Below are 21,829 nucleotides of genomic sequence, written 5' to 3' on the forward strand. Positions count from 1 at the left end.
CCACGACACGCCACCTTCGAGTGGTGTCGCCCACACCCGGCATGCACACCTTCCAAGGCGCAGCCACCACAAGGCACTTCGATCCGCAGGACGAAACGACCCTCCGCCTGGAAGCTCCAAGGAGAGCCACCTACAAGCGAGTTGTCGCCTACGAAATCCACGGGGCACTGTCGTAGGCAGGTGGCACCATCTGGGCCGGTGGTCCCATCAGCTACAGGGGGTAGGCATGGAGAGCACGACTGCGTACGCATGGCCTCGCGGGGCGGAGGCGGCGGACAGCGCGGCGCTGGAGCGCTGGCTGGCCGACCACGGCTGGGAGGTCGACCCGATGGTGTTCATGGCCGGCGGCCTGGGCCCGGCGGTCCAGGTCCGGCCGGTCGGGTCCGGCCCCGACGCCGAGCCGGGCCTGCTCATCCTGCCGGGCGAGACGGTGGAATTCGCCGGGACCAGGATGCGGATCGCCCACCACGCCACGCCCGGCACCCGGACCCGAGCGGGGGCCGGGGCCTGCGTCTAGCGCTGTGACCGGAAAGGTTCACCGTGTCACGGCGCCCGGCACGGCACTAGGAGCCTTCTAGTACTCCAGCCGCATTTCTCCATTACTGCTGGTCAACGGCTTGGGTGTGGGGAGTGTAGCGGGGTGGTGAGGGGTGCGGGGCGGTCTTCGCGGACCGTCCCGCGAACGTGTGTCCCTGCCGCATGTAGTGACACCGGGCTGGACAGCCACTCGGTGTGATCAATGATGTGCCCACGAGTGCCTGGGGCCATGAACTCGAGAAGCTGTTCCTGAAGGCTGGGGCTCGCTTCGGCCGGGTGGAGCCTCGACGTCGGATGCGGGACTACGTGCGTGGACTGCTGGGCCCGGTGGGTCGTAAGAACGGCTGGCAGCTCGCCGAATACGCAGGTCACGCGACCCCTGACGGACTGCAGTATCTCCTGGCAAGGTCCCGCTGGGAGGCCGACCGCCTCCGCGATGACCTGCAGGCCTATGCCGCGGAACAACTCGCGGCCGCGGACGGCGTGTTGATTATTGATGACACGGGCTTCGTCAAGAAGGGCACCACGTCAGCGGGGGTGCAACGGCAATATTCCGGGACCGCGGGCCGCACCGAGAACTGCCAGATCGGCGTCTTCGCCGCCTATGCCACCAGCCGCGGTCACGCCCTTGTCGACCGCGAGCTCTATCTGCCCACGTCCTGGACGAACGACCGGGAACGCTGCCGTGCTGCCCAGATCCCCGACGAACGCGACTTCAGCACCAAGAACGAACTCGCCCGCGCCATGATCTTGCGAGCCAAGGCCTCCGCGCTCACCTTCTCCTGGGTCACCGCAGATTCCGCCTACGGCCAGGACTCCCGTTTCCGGCGCTTCCTCGAAGACACCCAGCTCTCCTACGTCGTTGCGGTGCCCAAGTCTCAGCAGGTCCACGGCCCGCGCATCGATCACCACACCGCCCAGGCCCCGCCGGAAGCGTGGCAGCGGCTTTCCGCCGGCCTCGGCGCGAAGGGCGAACGCCTCTACGACTGGGCCGCCGGACGTCTGCCCTCGGTCTGGGAGTTCGACGGCGACGAACCCACCCGGCAGCGGTGGATGCTGGCCCGCCGCAGCATCTCCAGGCCCGACGAGATCGCCTACTACCTCGCTTACGCCCCACTGGAGGCCACGGTCGCCGACCTGGTCCGTGTTGCCGGCTGCCGCTGGAAGATCGAGGAGTGCTTCCAGAGCGCGAAGAACGAGTGCGGCCTGGACCACTACGAGGTCCGGCGCTACATCGGCTGGTATCGGCACATCACGCTCGTCATGCTCGCCCATATCTTCCTCGCGGCGATGGCCGTCCAGGAGCGTGAAAAGGGGGTGGTGAGGCCGACACACCCGACCTCGTGGACCTCACCCCGGCCGAAATCCGTCGTCTGCTGGCAGTTGAACCCGACAGCCGTCCTTCACCCCGCGCACTCGCGGTGAACTGGTCGAGATGGCGTCGCCGCCACCAAGCACGCGCCCGACACTGTCACTACATGCGGCAGGGACACACGTTCGCGGGACGGTCCGCGAAGACCGCCCCGCACCCCTCACCACCCCGCTACACTCCCCACACCCAAGCCGTTGACCAGCAGTAATGGAGAAACACGGCTGGAGTACTAGGGGCGCCCCGCCCCGGTCGGACGCAGTTCCCGTTCGAGGGCGGACAGGGCGAAGGCGTGCGCGGAGGTGTCCTGCCAGCGGGACCGCCCGAACATCACGTCTTCGGAGAGGCCGCTCAGCATGGCCACGGCCCGGATGGTGAACTCGGGCAGGTCCACTTCGGCGAAGTGCCCCAGGTCCCGGCCCTCGCCGACGATGGCTTCCAGCCGCTCGTCCCAGCCGTCCAGCAGCGCGGTGAGGGTGCGCCGGCCCGCGTCGTCGTGGCGCTGGGCCAGCACCTGCGTCCACAGCGCGTAGCGTTCGTCGCCCTGGTGGCGGGGCAGGTAGAAGCGGACGAACAGGTCCAGCTTCTCGACGGGGGACGCGGCCTGCTCGGTGGCCCGCTCGAAGCGCGCCCAGAGGTCCGCCTGGCTCCAGGCGAGCACTTCGAGCAGCAGCCGGTCCTTCTTGCCGAAGTGGTAGAGGATGTGCCCGGTGCTCATGCCGGCCCGCGCCGCGATGTCCGACATCCGCAGGCCCGCGGTGCCCTTCTCCGCGATGACGCTGATGGCGGCCCGCATCGCCCGCCCCCGCGCCTCGTCCCCGCTGGGCTGACGCTTCCTGTCCACCGGGGGCCGGGCCGGCCAGGCCCCTGACGTCGACATCGACACGTGCACACCTCGGTTCCATGGGGTTAGATTCTCATTCTAGATTATTGCTCTAGACTGAAAATCTAGTCAGTTCCGCCATCCCAGGAGACAGCCGTATGACGCGCGGATTCGATGTTGTGGAGACCTGTATCGCCGACCTGCGCGCGGCGCTGGAGAAGGGCGGGACCACCTCGGTCGGCCTGCTCGACGCCTACCTCGCGCGGATCGACGCGTACGACCGCCCCGGTACGACCACGGCCCTCAACGCCATGGTCGTGATGAACCCGGACGCCCGCGCCGAAGCGGAGGCCTCCGACGCCCGCCGCGCACGCGGCGAGACCCTCGGCCCGCTGGACGGCATCCCGTACACCGCGAAGGACAGCTACCTCGCCAAGGGCCTGACCGCCGCGTCCGGCTCCCCCGCCTTCGAGCACCTCGTCGCCCAGCGCGACGCCTTCGCCATCGAACGGCTGCGCGCCGGCGGCGCCGTCCTCATCGGCCTCACCAACATGCCGCCGATGGCCAACGGCGGCATGCAGCGCGGCGTGTACGGCCGCGCGGAGAGCCCGTACAGCGCCGACTGGCTCACCAGCGCCTACGGCTCCGGTTCCTCCAACGGCTCCGGCACCGCGACGGCGGCGTCGTTCGGCGCGTTCGGCCTCGGCGAGGAGACCTGGTCCTCGGGCCGCGCCCCCGCCTCGAACAACGCGCTGTGCGCCTACACCCCGAGCCGCGGCGTGATCTCGACCCGCGGCAACTGGCCGCTCGTACCGACCATGGACGTGGTCGTCCCGCACACCCGCACCATGGCCGACCTGCTCGAACTGCTCGACGTCATCGTCGCCGACGACCCGAACGCGCGCGGGGACCTGTGGCGCGCACAGCCGTGGGTGGCACTGCCCGCACCGTCACAGGTGCGCCCCGCCTCCTACCCGGCCCTCGCCCCCGCCGACGCCGGGACCGCGTCCGACGCACTGGCCGGCAAGCGCGTCGGCGTGCCCCGCATGTACATCAACGCCGACCCCGGGGCCGGAACGAACCCGGACGGCGGCATCGGCGGCCAGACCGGACAGCGCATCGACACCCGCCCCTCGGTCATCGCGCTGTGGGAAGCGGCCCGCCGCGACCTGGAGGCCGCCGGCGCCGAGGTGGTCGAGGTCGACTTCCCCGTCGTGTCGAACTACGAGTCCGACCGCCCCGGAGCGCCCTCCCTGTTCACCCGCGGACTGGTCGGCCGCGACTACCTCACCTTCGAGATCGAGGACCTGTCCGCCTGGGCCTGGGACGACTTCCTGCGCGCCAACGGCGACCCGGCGCTCCCCACCCTGGCCGAGGTCGACGGCGCCCGCATCTGGCCCAAGCAGGAGGGCGAACTGCCCGACCGCTACGACGGCTTCGACGACACCGTCGGCGACTACCCGCGCTTCGTGCGCGAGCGCCCGTACGCCTCCCTCGCCGACATGCCGCTCCTCGAACAGGGGCTGCGCGGGCTGGAGGAGACGCGCCGGGTCGACCTGGAGCTGTGGATGGACGGCCTGGGCCTGGACGCGGTGGTCTTCCCCGCCGTCGCGGACGTGGGCCCCGCGGACATGGACGTCGACCCGGCATCCGCCGACCTCGGCTGGCGCAACGGCGTCTGGGTCGCGAACGGCAACCTGGTCCCCCGCCACCTCGGCATCCCGACCGTGACGGTGCCCATGGGCACCATGACGGACACCGGCATGCCCGTCGGCCTGACCTTCGCCGGCCGCGCCTACGACGACAACGCCCTGCTGACCCTCGCCGCGGCCTTCGAAAGCACCGCCCCCCGACGCACGCCCCCGCCCCGCACCCCCCGCCTGCCGGAGCACTGACCGGCCGGGAACCAACGGCCCCGAAAACGATCGAGGGGCCGTTTCAGATCTCTCTGAAACGGCCCCTCGTCCCCGTCCGCCAGCCGCGCTGGCGCAACAGCTCTCCCACCTCGGTTTCCGTAGCCACAGGCGCGAGGCTCTCACGCCGGATCCGCCCGGACGAACGAGATACGGCCCGCCAGAGGCTGGCGGGGACCGCAGGATGACCAAGATGAGCTGATCTCGCGATGGCTGGCGTGATCACGGCGTCGGAGCCGTCCTGGAGAGCCCCGTCCACAGGGCTGAGCACTCGCTTGTTCGAGAAGCTGGTGACGGCGCCACCGCGCGAAGCGCCGGTACACCGGCTGCCAGTGCGCCCCGAAGATCGGCGATCTGCGTTCACAGAGCGGGTGCACGTCCACCCGGATCCGCACAGCCTCAGGGCCGGCTCGGACGAGCACACGAGAAAGGGCCTTGCCTCACCGAAGTGAAACAAAGCCCTCATCTGCGACTACGAGGCGAACCTCTAGTCGGGACGACAGGATTTGAACCTGCGACCCCTTGACCCCCAGTCAAGTGCGCTACCAAGCTGCGCCACGTCCCGCCACTCGCTGACCTGCGACTTTCGCCGCAACCGCTCGTGCACGAGAACGATACCGCACTTCGGGCGGTGGTCGCGCGCACCTTTCGGCGACGGGTCCCGGCCTCGCCGGACGGGGTGGGGTTGACCTCAAGCCCGGTTGAGGTTGCACGATCCGTGTATGACACAAACGACCGCGGACACGGGGTTCCGCTTCCAGGATCTGGACCGGCTCATGGGGCTCATGACCGGGGACGAGAAGCACGGGCCGGCCGCCACCTCCACGCTGGACGTGCTGTGGGTGCTCTACGACCGGGTGCTCCGCGTGGACCCGGCACGCGCCGCGGACCGGGACCGGGACCGGTTCCTGCTGTCCAAGGGGCACGGGCCGATGGCCTACTACGCCGTACTCGCCGCCAAGGGGTTCTTCCCCGTCGAGTGGCTCCCCGGCTTCGGCGGGTACGCGTCCCCGCTCGGGCACCACCCGGACCGCACCCTCGTCCCCGGCGTGGAGATCGGCAGCGGCTCCCTCGGCCACGGGCTGCCGCTCGCCGTGGGCGGCGCGCTCGGGCTGCGGGCCCAGGGGCTGGCCGATCCCGCGGTGTGGGTGCTGATCGGTGACGCCGAGCTGGACGAGGGCAGCAACCACGAGGCCATCGCCTACGCCGGCTCGGCCGGCCTGGAGCGGCTGCACACCGTGGTGATCGACAACGACTCCGCCACCCACGGCTGGCCGGGCGGCATCGCGTCCCGGTTCGAGGCGGCCGGGTGGTCGGCCGTCACGGTGGACGGGCGGGACCACGAGGCACTGCACGCCGCTTTCACCGCACCGCATCCCGGGCGGCCGCACGCCGTGGTCGCCCGCGTCGAGACGAAGGGCTGAGGAATCCATGGACATCGTGGCGGGCAACTCCATGCGGGAGCGTTTCGTCTCCTTCACCACGCGGCAGCTCGACGAGGACCCGCGGCTGGCCGTGGTGCTCGCGGAGATCACCATGGACGGGTTCCGCCCCGCCCGCTCGCGGCACCCGGACCGGGTGATCAACGTCGGGATCCGCGAGCAGCTGCTCGTGGGCGTCGGCGGCGGGTTGGCGCTGACGGGCCTGCGACCGGTGGTGCACACCTTCGCGAGCTTCCTCGTCGAGCGGCCCTTCGAACAGATCAAGCTGGACTTCGGGCACCAGGGGACGGGCGGGGTCCTGGTCAGCGCGAGCGCTTCGTACGACTGGCCCGCCGGCGGGTTCACCCACATGGCGCCAGGTGACGTGGCCCTGCTCGACACCCTGGACGGCTGGACCGTCCACGTTCCCGGGCATCCGGACGAGGCCGAGGAGCTGCTGCGCCACGCGTACGCCGCCGGGGACGACAAGGTGTACGTCCGGCTCTCCCAACAGTCCAACGCCGCCCCGCGCCCGGTCGACGGCACCCGTTTCCTGACCGTGCGGGAGGGGAGCGCGGGCGTGGTGGTGGCCGTGGGGCCGCTCCTGGACAACGTCCTGGCGGCCACCGAAGGGATGGACGTGACGGTGCTCTACGCGACGACCGTACGGCCCTTCGACGACGCGGCCCTGCGCGCGGCCGTCGGATCGGGCCCGGCCGACGTGGTCCTGGTCGAGCCCTACCTCGCCGGTACGTCCGCGGGCCCGGCCGCCGAGGCCCTGATCGAGGTCCCGCACCGGATCCTGGGCCTGGGCGTGGGCAGGGAGGAGCTGCGGAGGTTCGGCACGATCGACGAGCACACCGCCGCCCACGGCCTGGATCCGCACGGGCTCCGCGAGCGGATCGCCGCCTTCCTGAAGCATTAGTGCGAGTACATGTCCGACCTCTAGCGCGGCCGGCTGGCGCCGCCCAACTCCGGGTGGGCCTGGGCCAGGCGCTTGGGGGCCGCCTGGAGCCAGGAGTCGACCAGGATGGCGCGCAGCTCGGCGGGTCCGTCCAGCGCCGCCAGACGGACCCGCAGCCAGGCGTAGTTGTCGTCGTGACCCGCCCGCATGAAGAACTTGGCGGGCTCGGCGGCGATCAGCTCGGCGCGCTCCTCCTTGGGGCACTTCACCCCGACGGAGGCGTCGTCCTCCGCGAGCGCGGCGAACATCTTGCCGCCCACCCGGAAGGTCGGCATGCCCCACGCCGGCTTCTCGGTGCTGTCGGGGAGCGCCAGCGCGATCGTGCGGACGTCCTGCGCGGTCAGGGTCGTGGCCATCCCCACGGCTCCTCTCCGGCCGAGGCCGATGTCGGGTCGGATGCGGTATCGGTGTGGTGCAGTGCGGTGCCGGTGCGGTGCCGGTGCGGTGCCGGGTCCCGTGCCGGACCTGTGCCGGGTCCGGCGTCGCAACCCTTGCCCTCGACGGTAGACCCCGGCACCGACAACCGCCCCGCCCCGCCCCTCAGCCCGCCCGCAGTCCGTCCTCCCGCGCATGGAAGACCGAGACCAGCTCCGCCGCCAGCGCCTTGACCGTGGCCAGCCCCTCCGTCCCCCACCGGCGCGGCACCACGTCCACCGCGCACACCGTCCCGAGCACCACCCCGCGCCGGTCGGTCAGCGGCGCGCCCAGGTAGGAGCGCACCCCGCTCTCGTCGACCACCGCGTTCCCGGCGAAGCGCGCGAAGTCCCGGACGTCCTCCAGGACGAGCGCCCGCCGCCGCACCACCACGTGCGGGCAGTACCCCTGGTCGCGGGCGAGCACCCGGGCCGGGTACGCGCTCGCCGGGGCGTCGCCGCCGTGGTGCAGCCCGGCGAAGAACTGCCTCTCCTCATTGATGAAGTTGACCCCCGCGTACGGCGCTCCCAGCGTCGTCGCGATCCGTCGCGCGAAGGCGTCCAGCTCCGTGTCCACCCGCTCCCCCAAACCCAGCTCGCGCAGCCGCAGGACGCGTGCGGGAGCCTCCCGGTCCACCGGGGTGAGCAGTAGGTGTCCGGTCGATTCGAAGTAGGTCATGGCGGTTCCCCCGACTCAGAAGACGTGGCCCTGGACAGCAGATGGTGGACGAGGACGGCCAGCGCCCCCGTACCGGAACCGGTGAGCCGCGCGTCGCACCGCACGACGGGCACCTCCGGCGCGAGGCCCACCGCCCCGCGGATCTCGTCGGTCGTGTAGCGGTGGCCGCCGTCGAACTCGTTGACGGCGACGATGAAACCGATCCCGCGCCGCTCGAAGAAGTCGACGGCCGCGAAGCAGTCGGCGAGCCGCCGCGTGTCGGCGAGGACGACGGCCCCCAGCGCGCCCGCGCACAGCTCCTCCCAGAGGAACCAGAAGCGCTGCTGACCGGGCGTGCCGAAGAGGTACAGCACGCGCTGGGCGTCCAGCGTGATCCGGCCGAAGTCCAGCGCGACCGTGGTCGCCGTCTTGGCCTCGACGCCGTCCAGCGGATCGGCGTCCTCGCTCAGCCCGCTCAGCAGCTCCTCCGTGCTCAGCGGCTCGATCTCGCTCACGGCGCCGACGAAGGTGGTCTTGCCCGCCCCGAACCCGCCCGCGATCAGGATCTTCAGCGTCAGCGGCGCTCCCGATCCGGACGCCCCGGATGACCCGGACGACCCGGACGATCCGGACGACCCGCCCGGGGCGCCCCCCTCACAGCCGGCGACGTAGGCCATCGAGCACCGCCCGCAGCAGGGACTGGTCGTCGGCGGCGATCCCCGCGCCCCCGGGGACGCCCGGGAAGCGGGGCGCGCGGGCCGCGACGGCCCCGTGCTCCATGAGGTCGGACAACAGCACCTTGGTGACCACCGCGGGCAGCCGCAGCTGCCCGGCCAGCTCGGCGACGGTGACGGCCGCCGCCCCGGCGCAGAGCCGCAGTGCCAGGCTGTGGTCCGGGCCCAGCGGCGCGCACGGCCGCACCCCGGTGGCGCTCACCAGGGACAGCAGGTCGAGCGCCGCGGCCGGGCGGGTCCGGCCGCCGCTCGCGGTGTACGGGCGCATCACCCGGCCCGCGGTGTCGTCGAGCCAAGGCGTGTCCCGGACGACCCCCACCGGGTACGGAACCGACGCACGTGCCCCCGTGGCATGGCGCGTCATCGCTCCGGAGCGGCGGCCGGGCGCCGGGGCGGGGCCGCCAGGTACGGACGTACGCTCTTGACCAGCATCGCCATCTCGTAGCCGAGCACGCCGGCATCGGCTTCCCGATCGGCGAGGACGGCCAGGCAGGTTCCCGCACCGGCCGCCGAGACGAAGACGAGTGCCGAGTCCAGCTCGACGACCACCTGCCGGACCTCGGCCCCTTCGGCGAAGCGGGATCCGGCGCTGCGGCCGAGCGAGTAGAGGCCGGACGCGAGCGCCGCCAGGTGGTCGGCGGCGTCGGCGTCGAGGCCGTGCACACAGGTGACGAGGCCGTCCGAGGTGAGCAGCACGGCGCTGCGGGTGTACGGCACCCGCTGCACCAGGCCGCTCAACAGCCAGTCCAAGTCGGAGAGTTGCGTGGTCTTCGTAGCCACTTCGGCTGTCATCGGAGGTTCTCCTCGCTGCGGGACATGGGCGTGTACGTGTACGTGTCTGTGGGAGCTGAGGTGGTGGTTCGCGAGGCCGTCATGACGGATGCTCCGCCTGCGCACGGCCGAAGCCCCGCTGGAAGGCGGCCATCAGGCCCGGATCGTGCAGGGGCGGTTCGCCGTCCGCGGCGCGGAGGTCCGTACGGCGCGGTACGGGCGCCTCGCGCAGCTGCGGCGCGAGGTGCTCCTGGGCCCGGCGCCGGGGCAGCGGCGGGCGGCCGCCCCCGCCCCGGGCCGCGGGCACCACGGCGGCGCCGATGCCCGCGACCGGGGCCGACACCGTGGTGATCAGCACCGGTTCGGGCCGACGCTCCGCCTCGACCACCGGCGCGACCACGAGCTCCAACTCGGGCTCGGGCCCAGACTCCGGCTCCGGCTCCGGCTCGGACACGACCGCCGCCTCCGCAAGCGAGCGCGGGTGCGGGAGCGGCTCGGGAAGCGGATCCGGGAGCGGAAGTGGGAGCGGCACCGTCGCGGTCGTCCGTACGGGCTCCAGCGGAGGCGCGTACGCCGTCGCGGCCGTCCCCCACGAGGTGGCCCGGGAGCCCCCCGCCGCATCGGCCGCACCCGGCGCCTCCGCACCCAACAGCTCCTGCGGCAGCACCAGTACGGCGAGCACCCCGCCGTAGATGTTGGACTTCAACTCGACGGCGATCCCGTGCCTGCGGGCCAGCGCCGAGACCACGAACAGGCCGATCCGCCCGTCCGCCAGCAGCCGCCGGACGTTGATCTGATCGGGGTCGCCGAGCAGGGCGTTCATCCGGCGCTGCTCCTCGGGCGGCATGCCGAGGCCACGGTCCTCGACCTCGACCGCGATCCCGGCGGTGACCCGCTCGGCGCGCACCACGACATCGGTGTCCGGGGCGGAGAACACCGTCGCGTTCTCGACGAGCTCGGCCAGCAGGTGCACCACGTCGGCGACGGCGTGCCCGCGCACCGTGCCGCCCGCCGGCGGCACCACCTTCACCCGGGTGTACTGCTCGACCTCCGCCACCGCGGACCGCAGCACCTCGCTGAGGTCGATCGGGCGGGTCCACTGCCTCCGGGACGCGGCGCCGCCGAGCACCGCGAGGTTCTCCGCGTGGCGCCGGATCCTGGTGGCGAGGTGGTCGACGTGGAACAGCTCCTTGAGCAGGTCCGGATCCTCGACCGTGTCCTCCAGGTCGTCGAGCAGCGAGATCTCGCGGTGCACCAGCGACTGGAGGCGGCGCGCGAGGTTCACGAAGACCTCGACCTTCTGGTCGCTGTCGGAGGGCGCCGCGGGCCCGGCCAGCCGCACCAGCGTGGCGTGCGCCTGTTCCCGGGCGCCGCGCAACTCCTGGGAGAGCAGCCAGAATTCGTCCACGTGTTCGTGACCGGCGCCGCTGCCCGCGACCGCCGGACCCCCGGCGCCGCCGCGCGGCGGTCGGGGCGGGCTCTCGCCGCGCTCCAGCCGGTCCGCGACGGTCCCGAGCTCCTGGCGGCCGCGCACGCTGGACCGGCGCAGCGCTTCGCAGCGGTCCCGTACGGCCTTCCCCGCGCGCTGGGCGCCGAGCAGCGCGGCGGCGAGCGCGCCGACGACCAGCAGGGCGCACCCGGTGAGCACCGGCCAGAGCCGCGCGTCGCGCGCGCCCGCGCCGCCGCCGAGCTGGAGGGTGAAGATCACCGCCGCGGCGCCGCTGAGGCCGGCGGCGAGGGTGGGGAGCACGGCTGCCCTGATCAGCTGGGGCCGTATCTGCCGGGCCGGACCGGTGACGGCGTGTCTCGACGGGGAGTGGCGGGGGCGGGCGGCGCGGAGTCCGGACATCGGCGTCCTCGGTACGGTACGGGGGCCCGGGCCCCCGCGGTACCGGGACCCGGTGTTGATCACCGGGTACCCACGCTAGACCGCGACCTCGCGCCGCAGGCGGCCAGTTGGGGAACTTCACCGGGGTGCGTCCCGCTCCGGAAGGAGCGCTCGCACGACAGCCCGAATACCCCTTCGGGCGCCGCCCCAGCGCCCCCCGTCACCGCGCGAGCCCCCCGCCCCGGCCGGCCCGCGACCCCCGCGGACCGGCCTGACCTGCGGGTCAGGTGCCCACGGCCTCCGGCTCCTCGTTCGTCTTCGGGCCCGCGTCCGTCTTCGGGCCCGCGTCCGTCTTCGGGCCCGCGTCCGTCTTCGGGCCCGCGTCCGTCTTCGGGCCCGCGTCCGCCTTCAGCCCCGCGGCGGGCGGCGCCGTGCGGGCGGCGGACGGTCTGGACGCAGACGCAGACGCAGAGGCCGACGCGGACACGGGCACGGGCGCGGTCCCGGAGCCGGAGCCTGCGACCGGAGCCTGGGTCGAGACGAACGGGCGCCACCACGGCTCGGCCGGGGCGTCCGGCGCTCCCGGCTCGAAGGGGCGGCCAGGCACCGGCAGCGCGATCGCCGCGCCCGCCCGGCCCGCGGCCGACAGGGTGCCTTCGCCCGGCTCGTCCCACGGGTGCGGGGCCAGGTTGAAGGTGCCCCAGTGGATCGGCAGCATCGTGCCGTGCGGGGCGCCGCCCTGGAGGTCGAGGTGGGCCGTCATGCCCTCCTCCGGGGTCATGTGGATGTCCGGCCAGTACTCCGAGTAGGCGCCGATCTGGATCATCGTCGCGTCGAAGGGGCCGTGCGCGGCGCCGATCTCCTTGAAGCCGGGGAAGTAGCCCGTGTCACCGCTGTGGAAGATCCGGTGCGCGTCGCCCGCGACGACCCAGGACGCCCACAGCGTGTACTGCTGGTTGCGCAGACCGCGCCCGCAGAAGTGCCGGGCCGGGGTGGCGGTCAGCGACAGGCCGGCGACCTTGGTGGTCTCGTTCCAGTCCAGTTCGCGCAGCCGGTCGGCCGGGACGCCCCAGTGCTCCAGGTGCGCGCCGACGCCGAGCGGGACCGCGAAGACCGTGTCCGTACGGGCGAGCGCCTTGATCGTCGGCAGGTCGAGGTGGTCGTAGTGGTCGTGCGAGATGACCACGACGTCGACCGGCCCGAGCGCGGCCAGCGGAACCGGCACGGGGTGCAGTCGCTTGGGCCCGGCGAAGGGGAAGGGAGAGCACCGCTCGCCCCACACCGGATCGAACAGCACCCGGCGGCCGTCGATCTCCGCGAGGACGCTGGAGTGCCCCATCCAGGTCAGTCGCAGGCCGCTGACCGGCGGCTTCGCCAGGTCGGCCAGCGTGGTCGGATGCACCGGGACCGGCGCGCCGGGATTGCGCCGGACGCGCTGCTCCTTGTGGAAATAGATCTTGGCGAATTCCAGCATCGAGCCGGAGGGCCTGGTCCTGGCCCCGACGGGATTCTGGAAGACGCCGTCGGCGAAGTTCGGCGAGCGCAGGATCCGCTCCAGCCGAGCGCCGGACGGATCCGCGCCGAAGGCTTCGGGCCGCATGGCGCGCAGCCGTGGACGCAAGGGACGGGAGCCGGGGCCGGAGCCGGTCAAGGCGCCTCCAGAGAGGAAGTGGGCAGGGCGGGTCGTACGTGCTACCACCATGCCAACGCGCACCGGCCCCGAAGGATTCCGCTTCCCGCCCGTCGGCCTCCTGTCCCCCGCCCGGCCCCGTTACAGCGGCAGGAGGTCCGGCCGCTTCGCCTCCATGTGGTCACCGGAGGACTCGCCGCGCAGGCGCCGGCCGATCCACGGCACGAGGTACTCCCGCGCCCATTGGATGTTGTCCCGGGTCACCTCGGCCGAGCCGCGCGGCTGCTGCGGGGGCCACGGCTGGTCCGGGTCGGCGGGCACCTCCAGCCCCAGCACCTGGGCGGCGCGCAGCGCGACCCGGGTGTGCCCCTCGGGCGAGAGGTGCAGCCGGTCGTCGTCCCAAGCCCGCCGGTCCTGGACGGACTTCAGCGACCAGAGGTCCAGCACCGGGCATTCGTACCGGTCGGCGATGGACCGCACGTGCGCCGAGTACGTCGCCACCTTGCCGCGGATGTGCTTGAGCACCGGCACGTCGCGGGTGTCGAAGCCGGTGGTGATCATCACCTGGCCGACGGACCCGACGAGGTCGGCCAGGGCCGCCTCGAACCGCTCCGCCACGTCATCGGGGTCGCTCCCGGGCCGGATGATGTCGTTGCCCCCGGCGCAGAAGGTGACCAGGTCGGGCGCCAGTTCCTTGGCCCGCGGCACCTGCTCCGCCACGATCTGGTCCAGGAGCTTGCCCCGCACGGCGAGGTTGGCGTACCGGAAGTCGTGCTCGTCGCGCTGATCGGCCAGGAGCACCGCGAGCCGGTCGGCCCAGCCCACGAAGATCTCCCCCGGGCCCGGGTCCCCCACGCCCTCGGTGAAGCTGTCCCCGATCGCCGCGTACGAGCCGATGCCCTGGAGCGCCGCCTCCAGTGTCGTCGCGTTCGTGTTCGTGTTCGTGTTCGTCGTCTTCGTCGTCTTCGTCGTCGTCTTTGTCGTCATCGCTGTCGTCGCTGCCACGAGAAGACATCCTTCACCCCAGGCCGTGACCTACGCCACCGTAGCCACCCCTTGACGGACCGTGATCTATACCACCCGGCGGGTAAGGAATAAGTCAGCCCCCTGTCAGGTACATGAAAGAGGGGCCGGGACCCCCCTCGGGTCCCGGCCCCTCCTCGTGCCGAACGGCGCTCGCCGGTCAGACGTTCACGCCCTTCGAGCGGAGGTAGGCCAGCGGGTCGACGTCCGTGCCGTAGCCGGCGCCCGTGCGGATCTCGAAGTGCAGGTGCGGGCCGGTGACGTTGCCCGTGGCACCGGACAGGCCGATGCTCTGGCCCGCGCCGACGCTCTGGCCGACCGACACCGACAGCTGGGACAGGTGGCCGTACTGCGAGTAGCGGCCGTCCGCGTGCCGGATGACGACCTCGTTGCCGTACGCGCCGCCCCAACCCGCGGAGACCACGGTGCCCGCGCCGACCGCGCGGACGGTGGTGCCGGTGCCCACGGCGAAGTCGACACCGGTGTGGTGACCGCTGGACCACATGCTGCCGCTCACCCCGTACCGGGTGGTGATGGAGGCGGAGACCGGAGCGACGAAGCCGGAGGCCGAGGCGGTGCCCGAACCGGAGCCCTTGCCCGTACCGCTACCGCTACCGCTACCGGTGCCCTGCGCGGGCTTGCCGCTCGCGCCCTCGTCGCTCGTACCCTCGTCGCTCGCGCTCTCGTCGCTCGCGGCCTCGTCCGACCCTTCGTCCGATCCCGCGTCCGCCGCCGGAGCGGACTCCTCGGCCGGAGCGGACTCCTCGGCCGCGGTCGCGGCCGGGGTCTGCTCCTGCTGCTGCGCCCGCGCCCCCAGGGTCAGCTTCAGCCCCGGGTGGATCAGCGACGGGTCGGCGCCGACGGCCTCGCGGTTGTCCGCGTACACCTGCTGCCAGCCGCCGCTCAGGTGCCGCTCCGCGGCGATCTTCGAGAGGTAGTCGCCCGGAACCACGGTGTAGACCGAGGACGTCAGCGGCGCGGCGGCCGGCGCCTGGGCCGGGATCACCTGGGTCGCGACAGCGGTGGCCGGGCCGGCCGTCGTAGCGGTCGCGGCCGTCGAGCCGGTCGCGGCGTGCGCGCCGGTGGCACCCATCAGCGGCAGCGCGAGCGCCGCGCTCCCGGTGCCCGCGACGACGAGTCCGCGGGCTATCGGGCTGGACTTCGGGCGGCGGTGCTTTCCCTTTGCGGGCATGGCGAATTCCTCTCCGTCGCCTGCGAGGTGAGCTGTCGGGTTCGGACTGGAGATGTCCGGCCGTACGCGTACGGCTTCACCCCGAGCCGTCCGGAGGAAAAGATCCATTCCGGTGACGGCGGCTTACCTGGTTCCCCCGCTCCTGCCGGGCGTGTGGATCGTCGGGTGCGGTTTCGGATGGTGGCAGGATTAGGCGGTCCATCCGGGTCGACGCGAAGGTATTCCGTCCGGCCCCCCGGAACAAGCCGCGAATTCCCCGCAGGAAAGGCCCGGGTGAGGGATCGACGGAATTCCGGTCACCCTCCGTCGAATCCGCCGCGACAACGGCCGCCCCCACAAGGCAATTCGACTTTCGTGATCACACACTCACGGTGACCGTATGATCCTGCTCACGGGGGCGATCCGATCTCCCCGTCCCTTGTGGCAAGTTGCGCTCAACTAGTGTAATTCGGACATGCCGCGACGATACGGAGGAGTCACCGTGACCCAGCAGATGCCCCAGGCCCCGTCCACGGAGCCGGAGCTGACCGGAGTGCGCAACTTCCGTGACGTGGGCGGGCTCCCGACCACGGACGGACGGAGGGTCAGAGCAGGACAGGTCTTCCGAAGCGGACATCTGGCACATGCCACCGAAACCGATACGGAATTCCTCGCTTCGCTCGGGCTGCACACCATCTTCGACTTCCGCAACGCCGCGGACCACGCGCTCGAAGGCCCGGACGTCGAGCTGCCCGGGGTCCGCAACGTCAACCTCCCGCTCTCCGACCCGGCGGACGGTACGGAGTTCTGGCGGATGGTGCGCGACGGCGACCTCGGCCAGCTGCGCCAGGTCCTCGGCGAGGGCAAGGCCGCGCTGCGGATGGCCAACTCCTACCGGGAGATCGTCACGAACCGCACCGCGGAGCACCGCCAGGTCGTCCAGTCGCTCGTCCAGGACCAGGTGCCGGTGCTGATGCACTGCGCGGCCGGGAAGGACCGGGCCGGCCTGTCGATCGCGGTCACCCTGCTCGCGCTCGGCGTCGAGCGCGAGGCGATCGTGGCGGACTACCTGGAGTCGAACGCCCCGCACCGGCGCTACAAGGTGCGCCGCAACAGCGAGTCCGCCGAGGCCCGCTCCCCCGAGGTGATGGAGCTGCTCGCCCCGCTGTTCGACGCGCGCGCCGAGTACCTGCTCGCGGCCTTCGACACCCTGGAGGAGATCTGGGGCAGCACCGACCGCTACCTCGCCGAGGGCCTCGGGCTCACGCCCGAGACCCTCGACCGGCTGCGCGACCACTACCTCGAATCACCGGCCTGACCGGCCTGGCGGGGCCGGGCCGTCAGCGGTTCGCGACGGCCTGCTTGACCAGGGTCCTGCCGAAGTCCCACATCAAGGAGCCCCCGCCGTGGGCGTCGTCCATGACCTCCCGGAAGGCGCCCACGAAGCGGTCCACGTCCGCCTCGTCCACGATCAGCGGCGGGATCAGCTTGATCACCTCCAGGTGATCGCCGGAGACCTGGGTCAGGATCCGGTGCTTCTGGAGCAGCGGTACGACGACCATCTGCGCGAAGAGCCCCTTGCGGGCGGCCTGGAGCATGGTCCACCGGCTGCGCAGCCCGAGCGAGGACGGGCGACCGAACTCGATGCCGATCATCAGCCCCCGGCCGCGCACCTCGTGCAGCAGCTCGTACTCGTCCACCATCGCCGCGAGCCGCCCGCGCAGCAGGTCGCCCATGGCGCGGGCGTTCGCCACCACCGACTCGTTCTCCATGACGGAGAGCACCGCGAGCCCGGCCGCCATCGCCTGCGCGTTGGCACCGAAGCTGGCCGAGTGCACGAGCACCCGGTCCATGGACGAGTAGACCTTCTTGAAGATCCAGTCCTTGCCCAGGGTCGCCCCGACCGGCACGTAGCCGCCCGACAGCGCCTTGGCCACGCAGACCAGGTCCGGCTCCACCCCCGGGTCGTGCTGGTAGGCGTAGAACTGCCCGGTCCGGCCGAGGCCGGTCTGCACCTCGTCCGCGATGAGCAGCGCCTTGTGCCGGTGCAGCAGCTCCTGCGCGGCGCGCAGGAAGCCGGGCGGGGCCTGGAGGACCCCCTTGCCCTGGATCGGCTCGACGACGAAGGCGGCCACGTCGCCGCGCGCCAGCTCGCGCTCCAGGGCCGCCAGATCCCCGAGCGCGATCTTCGTGTCGGGCAGCAGGGGGGCAAACCCGTCCCGGAAGCCCGCCTCCCCGTTCACCGACAGCGCGCCGGTGGTGAGCCCGTGGAAGGCGTGGTCGCAGTACAGGATCCTGGGCCGGCCCGTGGCGAAGCGGGCGAACTTGAGCGCGGTCTCCACGGCCTCGGTGCCGCTGTTGCCGAAGAAGACCCGGTCCAGGTGCGGGCTGTAGGACAGCAGCTTCTCCGCCAGCAGCCCGGGCAGCGGCTGGCAGTCGAAGCGGGTGAGGTCGGCGAGCTGCGCGTCGAGCACGTCGTGCAGCGCCCGCCGGACGACCGGGTGGTGGCGGCCCAGCCCCATCACGCCGAAGCCCGCCAGCATGTCGAGGTAGTCGTTGCCCTCGGCGTCCCAGAAGTGGGCGCCCTCGGCCCGCTCGTAGACCTTGTCGAACCCGATGGTGTGGAGCATCCGCGGCAGCTGGTGGTTGAGGTGGCGCGCGTGCAGTTCGTAGCGCTCGCCGCCCCGCTCGGCCAGCAGGGAGCCCAGGTCGAACTCCTTGCCCGGGCCCCCCGTGGCCGCCGTCACGGCCGCTTCTCCCGGTTGCCCCCCACCGTCTCCCGGGCCGCCCGCAGCGATTCCTTCAGCGAGCCCATGGTCGCGAGGACGGCGGTGGGTTCGTACCCGCAGTGCGCCATGCAATTCGCGCAGCGCGGGTCCTTTCCGCGGCCGTACTTGCTCCAGTCGGTGTCCTCGATCAGTTCCCGGTACGTCGGCACGTACCCGTCGCTCATCAGATAGCAGGGGCGCTGCCAGCCGAAGAGCGAGTAGTTGGGAATGGCCCACGCGGTGCAGGGGAAATCGGCCTTCCCTTCCAGGAAGTCCAGGAAGAGCGGCGAGTGGTTCAGCCGCCAGCGGGCGCGGTTCCCGCCCGAGAACGCCTTGCGGAAGAGTTCCCGGGTCTGTTCCACGCCCAGGAAGTGCTCCTGGTCGGGGGCCTTTTCGTAGGCGTAGGCGGGCGAGATCATCATCTCGTCCACCTGGAGGTCGTCATTGAGGTAGTTGAGCACCTCGATGATGGTCTGCGGGGTGTCGGTGTTGAAGAAGGTGGAGTTCGTGGTCACCCGGAACCCGCGCTTCTTCGCCTCCTTGATGGCCTCGACCGCCTCGTCGAAGACGCCTTCCTTCGCGACGGATTCGTCGTGCCGTTCGCGCAGGCCGTCGATGTGGACGGCGAAGGCGAAGTAGGGCGAGGGGGTGAACTTCGCCATCTTCTTGCGGAGCAGCAGCGCGTTGGTGCAGAGGAACACATACTTCCGCTTCGCCACCAACTGGCGCACGATCTCGTGGATCTGCGGGTGCATCAAGGGCTCGCCGCCCGCGATCGACACCATGGGGGCGCCGGACTCCAGTACGGCGCCGACCGCCTGGGCCACCGGCATGCGCTGCTTGAGCACCCCGGCCGGGTGCTGGATCTTCCCGCACCCCTCGCAGGCCAGGTTGCAGGCGTAGAGCGGCTCCAGCTCGACGATCAGCGGGAACTTCTCACGCTTGCGGAGCTTCTGTTCGATGAGATACGTCCCGACCCTGATGGACTGTCGCAACGGCATGGCCATCTGGCTCACCTCCTGGGGAGCAGCGAAGAACGGTGCCATTCATAAAATGCGGGCAGTACGGCACGCAATACACGGAAAGCTGATATTCCACCGCGTACGGTGCCGATGCGGACCAGCTCATGCTCCGGAGCGTCCACGATCACCCGGACGGCGGCAACCGGGCGCGGCCCGGTGCGGTCGCCGGTGTGGGCGGCGGTCCAGAGGGTGGCAGCCGATTCCATGTCGACCGCGATGGCGCCGGTGGCGCGCAGGTGGGCGCGCTCCTGGCCGCGGACGACGTGGTCGGAGCCGATCAGGGGGCCGGTGTGGACGGTCCGGCCGGGTGCCGCCCGGGCGAGCGCCTCGGCGAGGCGCTCGGTGGCGACGCAGTCGACGGCGCCGCGCGGGTCCCGGGTCTCCTCGGCGACCACCAGGTCGCCTGGGTGCATGCCGGGGACGAGCCCGGCGCAGAACCCGGTGGCGAGGACCGCCGCCCCGCGCATCCGGGGTTCCTCCAGCGAGCGGGCCACGGCCCGCTCGGCGGCGCGCGGCCCCATGCCGCTGCGCAGGACGGCGTACCCCTCGGGCGCGCCGCGGCGGTGGCCGCTGCGCAGGGCCAGCTCCTCGATGCGCAGGGCGCAGGCGATGAGGAGGGGGGCGTCGGGTTCGGGTCCGACGGACCGGGCCGCGGTCATCGGGGCTCCCCCTCCACGACGGCCGGAGTCGGGCCCGTGACCGCCCTGCCCCCCGCGCGGGCGGCCGCGCCGTCGGCCCCCGCGCCGAAGGGCTCGCCGTACAGGTAGCGGCCGAGTGCCGTCAGGGGGAACACCTGCCGGTAGAGGTGGTAGTTGATGGAGAAGTCCCAGGGGAAGCCGGTGCCGGTGAAGTAGGGCTCGTCCCAGGAGCCGTCGGCCCGCTGGGTCTCCACCAGGTAGGCGATCCCCCGCCGCACGGCCCCGCTCTCGCGCTCCCCGGCCGAGAGCAGGGCCATCAGGGCCCACGCGGTCTGCGAGGCGGTGGAGGCGCCGCGCCCCGCCCAGGCGGGATCCTGGTAGGAGCGCTGGTCCTCGCCCCAGCCCCCGTCCTCGTTCTGTACGGTCTCCAGCCACGCCACCGCTCGCCGGATCGCGGGATGGGTGAGCGGCGTCCCGGCGGCGGTGAGCGCGGGGACCACCGACCCCGTTCCGTACACGTAGTTGGTGCCCCAGCGGCCGAACCAGGCTCCGTAGGACTCCTGTTCGGCGAGCAACCAGTCGATGCCGCGTCGGGTGCGGGGGTCCCCCGACCTGCCCTCGACGGCGAGCATCTCCACGACGTGGGCGGTGACGTCCGCCGAGGGCGGGTCGATGACCTCGCCGAAGTCGCAGAACGGCAGCCGGTTGGGCAGCACGCTGGTGTTGTCGGCGTCGAAGGCGCCCCAGGCCCCGTTGCGGGACTGCATGCCGAGGTTCCAGGACACCCCGCGGGCCACGGCCGCCTCCAGCCGCGCGGGGTCCGGGTGGTGGATCCGGCGCAGGGCGAGCACGACCTCGGCGGTGTCGTCGATGTCGGGGTAGTTGTCGTTGTGGAACTCGAACGCCCAACCCCCGGGGGCGAGTCCGGGGCGCTTGACGGCCCAGTCGCCGCTGCGGACGATCTCCTCGCCGAGCATCCAGTCGGCGGCCTTGACCAGGGCGGGGTGGTCGGGCGCCAGGCCGGCGTCGGCGAGCGCGATCGCGGCGAGGCAGGTGTCCCAGACCGGGGACTGGCAGGCCTCGATCATCCGCGCCCCGTCCTCGCGCCACACGGCGAAGCGGTCGAGGGACTCCAGCCCCGCGCGCATCACCGGGTGGCGCAGGTCGTAGCCGAGCAGGTGCAGCGCGATGACGGAGTACACGGCGGGCGGTTGGATGCCGCCCCAACAGCCGTCGCTCTCCTGGCGTTCGATGATCCAGCGGGCGGCCGCGTCCATGGCGGCCTTGCGCAACCGGCGCGGCGCGAACCGGCGGTAGAGGTGCAGGGCCCGGTCCATCCGCTGGAAGGCGCCGTCCCAACTGGCGAGACGGGCCAACTGCCGCGCGGGATACGGGTCCCGCGCGTCGGCGTGCAGTTCGTCGAGGGCGAAGGGCGCCGGGCGGACCGGCCGCTGGGCGGAGACGATCGTGAGCGGCACGATGGTCTGGCGGGCCCAGCAGCCGAAGTCGTAGATGTTGAGCGGCACCCACTTGGGCAGGAACACCAGCTCGGGCGGGAGTTCGGGCAGCTGGTCCCAGCTCCACCAGCCGAACAGGGCCAGCCAGATCCGGGTGAACACCCGGGCGGCCGCGATCCCGCCGTGGGCCCGGATCCAGGCCGAGGCGCGGGCCATGTGCGCCTCGTCCGGATCGTCGCCGGCCAGGCGCAGGGCGACGTACGCCTCGATGGTCGCGGACAGGTCGGACGGGCCGCCGTGGAAGGTGGCCCAGGTGCCGTCGGGGCCCTGCTCGCCGCGGATGAACAGCCCGGCGGCCCGGGTGGTCGCCTCGTCCTGGACGCCGAGGAACTGCCGCAGGAACAGGTCCTCGGCGTCCATGGTGACGTTGGTCTCCAGGTCGCCCTTCCACCAGCCCTCGGGGTCCTGGCGGTCCAGCAGGTTGCGGGTGGCCCGGTCCGCGGCCTCCCGGACGCGCTCGTCGGTGGCCCGCGCCGCGGCGCGCTCGGGGCCCGCGCTCCGGCCCGGCGGTGCGCCGCGCTGCGGGCGCGGTGGTGGTGCGGTGTCGCTGTCCGAGTCGGCGGGGCAGTCCCCACCGCCGCCGTCGGTCGTCGCTGTCATGGCTTCCCCTTACGTGGCAGTGTCCTCTG

General features: G+C 72.2%; 20 protein-coding genes, 1 tRNA gene, 1 pseudogene and 1 riboswitch. Of the genes and pseudogenes, 7 read left to right on the top strand and 15 right to left on the bottom strand.

The features are described from left to right. Nucleotides 1–226 precede the first annotated feature (226 nt). Together ACIQWR_RS14770 and ACIQWR_RS14775 are read left to right on the top strand one after the other, a co-directional pair. A complete protein-coding gene (locus ACIQWR_RS14770) occupies nt 227–517 on the top strand; it encodes a hypothetical protein (RefSeq protein WP_404008613.1) in 291 nt (96 codons plus the stop codon). Nucleotides 518–744: 227 nt separating this feature from the next. Next, entirely contained in the window at nt 745–1,962 is a 1,218-nt protein-coding gene (locus tag ACIQWR_RS14775; RefSeq protein WP_404009339.1) for an IS701 family transposase, read from the top strand. A 176-nt stretch (nt 1,963–2,138) separates the two neighbouring features. Here ACIQWR_RS14775 and ACIQWR_RS14780 read toward each other — a convergent pair whose 3' ends face one another. After that, nucleotides 2,139–2,786 (bottom strand): TetR/AcrR family transcriptional regulator, encoded by a 648-nt coding sequence (locus ACIQWR_RS14780; protein ID WP_404008615.1) that lies wholly within the window; start codon nt 2,784–2,786, stop codon nt 2,139–2,141. Between the two features lie 101 nt (nt 2,787–2,887). Here ACIQWR_RS14780 and ACIQWR_RS14785 point away from each other — a divergent pair, with 101 nt between their 5' ends. Both ACIQWR_RS14785 and ACIQWR_RS14790 read left to right on the top strand, forming a co-directional pair. Next, nucleotides 2,888–4,624, top strand: coding sequence for an amidase (locus tag ACIQWR_RS14785; protein WP_404008618.1), 1,737 nt, complete (start codon nt 2,888–2,890; stop codon nt 4,622–4,624). 227 nt (nt 4,625–4,851) lie between these two features. Continuing rightward, nucleotides 4,852–4,938: pseudogene (locus ACIQWR_RS14790) on the top strand (IS5/IS1182 family transposase); the annotation flags it as partial. A 195-nt stretch (nt 4,939–5,133) separates the two neighbouring features. On the opposite strand, the gene ACIQWR_RS14795 reads toward ACIQWR_RS14790, so the two are convergent. Then, nucleotides 5,134–5,207: transfer RNA gene (locus ACIQWR_RS14795), tRNA-Pro, on the bottom strand. A gap of 157 nt (nt 5,208–5,364) precedes the next feature. Here ACIQWR_RS14795 and ACIQWR_RS14800 point away from each other — a divergent pair. Beyond that, nucleotides 5,365–6,066, top strand: a complete 702-nt coding sequence (locus ACIQWR_RS14800) for a transketolase (RefSeq protein WP_404008621.1) — start codon at nt 5,365–5,367, stop codon at nt 6,064–6,066. 7 nt (nt 6,067–6,073) lie between these two features. Further along, entirely contained in the window at nt 6,074–6,988 is a 915-nt protein-coding gene (locus ACIQWR_RS14805) for a transketolase family protein (protein ID WP_404008624.1), read from the top strand. A gap of 20 nt (nt 6,989–7,008) precedes the next feature. Here ACIQWR_RS14805 and ACIQWR_RS14810 read toward each other — a convergent pair whose 3' ends face one another. From ACIQWR_RS14810 to ACIQWR_RS14850, 9 genes are all read right to left on the bottom strand, one after another. After that, nucleotides 7,009–7,383, bottom strand: coding sequence for an MmcQ/YjbR family DNA-binding protein (locus ACIQWR_RS14810; protein WP_404008627.1), 375 nt, complete (start codon nt 7,381–7,383; stop codon nt 7,009–7,011). A 184-nt stretch (nt 7,384–7,567) separates the two neighbouring features. After that, the gene (locus tag ACIQWR_RS14815; protein WP_404008630.1) at nt 7,568–8,119 is read right to left on the bottom strand and encodes a GAF domain-containing protein; all 552 of its coding nucleotides are present in this window, start codon (nt 8,117–8,119) and stop codon (nt 7,568–7,570) included. Beyond that, nucleotides 8,116–8,775 (bottom strand): GTP-binding protein, encoded by a 660-nt coding sequence (locus ACIQWR_RS14820; RefSeq protein WP_404008633.1) that lies wholly within the window; start codon nt 8,773–8,775, stop codon nt 8,116–8,118. The genes ACIQWR_RS14815 and ACIQWR_RS14820 overlap by 4 nt, the downstream gene beginning before the upstream one ends. Beyond that, complete coding sequence (locus ACIQWR_RS14825) at nt 8,753–9,196, bottom strand: DUF742 domain-containing protein (protein WP_404008636.1); 444 nt, start codon at nt 9,194–9,196, stop codon at nt 8,753–8,755. Before ACIQWR_RS14825 ends, ACIQWR_RS14820 begins: the two co-directional genes overlap by 23 nt. Beyond that, the gene (locus ACIQWR_RS14830) at nt 9,193–9,624 is read right to left on the bottom strand and encodes a roadblock/LC7 domain-containing protein (RefSeq protein ID WP_404008639.1); all 432 of its coding nucleotides are present in this window, start codon (nt 9,622–9,624) and stop codon (nt 9,193–9,195) included. The genes ACIQWR_RS14825 and ACIQWR_RS14830 overlap by 4 nt, the downstream gene beginning before the upstream one ends. A 79-nt stretch (nt 9,625–9,703) precedes the next feature. Beyond that, nucleotides 9,704–11,452, bottom strand: a complete 1,749-nt coding sequence (locus tag ACIQWR_RS14835; protein WP_404008642.1) for a sensor histidine kinase — start codon at nt 11,450–11,452, stop codon at nt 9,704–9,706. Nucleotides 11,453–11,714: 262 nt separating this feature from the next. Beyond that, nucleotides 11,715–13,031, bottom strand: coding sequence for an MBL fold metallo-hydrolase (locus tag ACIQWR_RS14840; protein WP_404009343.1), 1,317 nt, complete (start codon nt 13,029–13,031; stop codon nt 11,715–11,717). A 171-nt stretch (nt 13,032–13,202) separates the two neighbouring features. Then, complete coding sequence (locus ACIQWR_RS14845; RefSeq protein ID WP_404008645.1) at nt 13,203–14,066, bottom strand: SGNH/GDSL hydrolase family protein; 864 nt, start codon at nt 14,064–14,066, stop codon at nt 13,203–13,205. Nucleotides 14,067–14,244: 178 nt separating this feature from the next. Next, complete coding sequence (locus tag ACIQWR_RS14850; RefSeq protein ID WP_404008648.1) at nt 14,245–15,276, bottom strand: LysM peptidoglycan-binding domain-containing M23 family metallopeptidase; 1,032 nt, start codon at nt 15,274–15,276, stop codon at nt 14,245–14,247. 4 nt (nt 15,277–15,280) lie between these two features. After that, nucleotides 15,281–15,450: riboswitch (cyclic di-AMP (ydaO/yuaA leader) on the bottom strand. A gap of 319 nt (nt 15,451–15,769) precedes the next feature. Between ACIQWR_RS14850 and ACIQWR_RS14855 the strand changes: the two genes are divergently transcribed. Then, entirely contained in the window at nt 15,770–16,573 is an 804-nt protein-coding gene (locus ACIQWR_RS14855) for a tyrosine-protein phosphatase (RefSeq protein ID WP_404009346.1), read from the top strand. A gap of 22 nt (nt 16,574–16,595) precedes the next feature. On the opposite strand, the gene ACIQWR_RS14860 is transcribed toward ACIQWR_RS14855, so the two are convergent. The 4 genes from ACIQWR_RS14860 to shc are packed head-to-tail and all read right to left on the bottom strand — an operon-like array spanning nt 16,596 to nt 21,800. Further along, nucleotides 16,596–18,002 carry an aspartate aminotransferase family protein gene (locus ACIQWR_RS14860; protein ID WP_404008651.1) on the bottom strand — a complete coding sequence of 469 codons (1,407 nt, stop codon included), beginning with the start codon at nt 18,000–18,002 and terminating at the stop codon, nt 16,596–16,598. Next, the gene (gene hpnH / locus ACIQWR_RS14865) at nt 17,999–19,030 is read right to left on the bottom strand and encodes an adenosyl-hopene transferase HpnH (RefSeq protein WP_399256338.1); all 1,032 of its coding nucleotides are present in this window, start codon (nt 19,028–19,030) and stop codon (nt 17,999–18,001) included. Before hpnH ends, ACIQWR_RS14860 begins: the two co-directional genes overlap by 4 nt. A 5-nt stretch (nt 19,031–19,035) precedes the next feature. After that, complete coding sequence (locus ACIQWR_RS14870) at nt 19,036–19,704, bottom strand: 1-hydroxy-2-methyl-2-butenyl 4-diphosphate reductase (protein WP_404008654.1); 669 nt, start codon at nt 19,702–19,704, stop codon at nt 19,036–19,038. Continuing rightward, on the bottom strand, nt 19,701–21,800 hold the full coding sequence (gene shc, locus ACIQWR_RS14875; RefSeq protein WP_404008657.1) for a squalene--hopene cyclase: 2,100 nt from the start codon (nt 21,798–21,800) through the stop codon (nt 19,701–19,703). Before shc ends, ACIQWR_RS14870 begins: the two co-directional genes overlap by 4 nt. Nucleotides 21,801–21,829 lie beyond the last annotated feature (29 nt).

This window comes from Streptomyces sp. NPDC098789 (genome assembly GCF_044759975.1).
In the GTDB taxonomy this organism is placed as follows: Bacteria; Actinomycetota; Actinomycetes; order Streptomycetales; family Streptomycetaceae; genus Streptomyces.

Bases quoted from the DNA above. Each gene is read 5' to 3' on its own strand.
- hpnH (WP_399256338.1), bottom strand. From the start codon at position 19,030: ATGGCCATGCCGTTGCGACAGTCCATCAGGGTCGGGACGTATCTCATC.
- ACIQWR_RS14805 (WP_404008624.1), top strand. From the start codon at position 6,074: ATGGACATCGTGGCGGGCAACTCCATGCGGGAGCGTTTCGTCTCCTTC.
- ACIQWR_RS14815 (WP_404008630.1), bottom strand. From the start codon at position 8,119: ATGACCTACTTCGAATCGACCGGACACCTACTGCTCACCCCGGTGGAC.
- ACIQWR_RS14835 (WP_404008642.1), bottom strand. From the start codon at position 11,452: ATGTCCGGACTCCGCGCCGCCCGCCCCCGCCACTCCCCGTCGAGACAC.
- ACIQWR_RS14810 (WP_404008627.1), bottom strand. From the start codon at position 7,383: ATGGCCACGACCCTGACCGCGCAGGACGTCCGCACGATCGCGCTGGCG.
- ACIQWR_RS14800 (WP_404008621.1), top strand. From the start codon at position 5,365: ATGACACAAACGACCGCGGACACGGGGTTCCGCTTCCAGGATCTGGAC.
- ACIQWR_RS14825 (WP_404008636.1), bottom strand. From the start codon at position 9,196: ATGACGCGCCATGCCACGGGGGCACGTGCGTCGGTTCCGTACCCGGTG.
- ACIQWR_RS14850 (WP_404008648.1), bottom strand. From the start codon at position 15,276: ATGCCCGCAAAGGGAAAGCACCGCCGCCCGAAGTCCAGCCCGATAGCC.
- ACIQWR_RS14830 (WP_404008639.1), bottom strand. From the start codon at position 9,624: ATGACAGCCGAAGTGGCTACGAAGACCACGCAACTCTCCGACTTGGAC.
- ACIQWR_RS14780 (WP_404008615.1), bottom strand. From the start codon at position 2,786: ATGTCGACGTCAGGGGCCTGGCCGGCCCGGCCCCCGGTGGACAGGAAG.
- shc (WP_404008657.1), bottom strand. From the start codon at position 21,800: ATGACAGCGACGACCGACGGCGGCGGTGGGGACTGCCCCGCCGACTCG.
- ACIQWR_RS14840 (WP_404009343.1), bottom strand. From the start codon at position 13,031: ATGCGGCCCGAAGCCTTCGGCGCGGATCCGTCCGGCGCTCGGCTGGAG.
- ACIQWR_RS14785 (WP_404008618.1), top strand. From the start codon at position 2,888: ATGACGCGCGGATTCGATGTTGTGGAGACCTGTATCGCCGACCTGCGC.
- ACIQWR_RS14855 (WP_404009346.1), top strand. From the start codon at position 15,770: ATGCCCCAGGCCCCGTCCACGGAGCCGGAGCTGACCGGAGTGCGCAAC.
- ACIQWR_RS14870 (WP_404008654.1), bottom strand. From the start codon at position 19,704: ATGACCGCGGCCCGGTCCGTCGGACCCGAACCCGACGCCCCCCTCCTC.
- ACIQWR_RS14770 (WP_404008613.1), top strand. From the start codon at position 227: ATGGAGAGCACGACTGCGTACGCATGGCCTCGCGGGGCGGAGGCGGCG.
- ACIQWR_RS14820 (WP_404008633.1), bottom strand. From the start codon at position 8,775: ATGGCCTACGTCGCCGGCTGTGAGGGGGGCGCCCCGGGCGGGTCGTCC.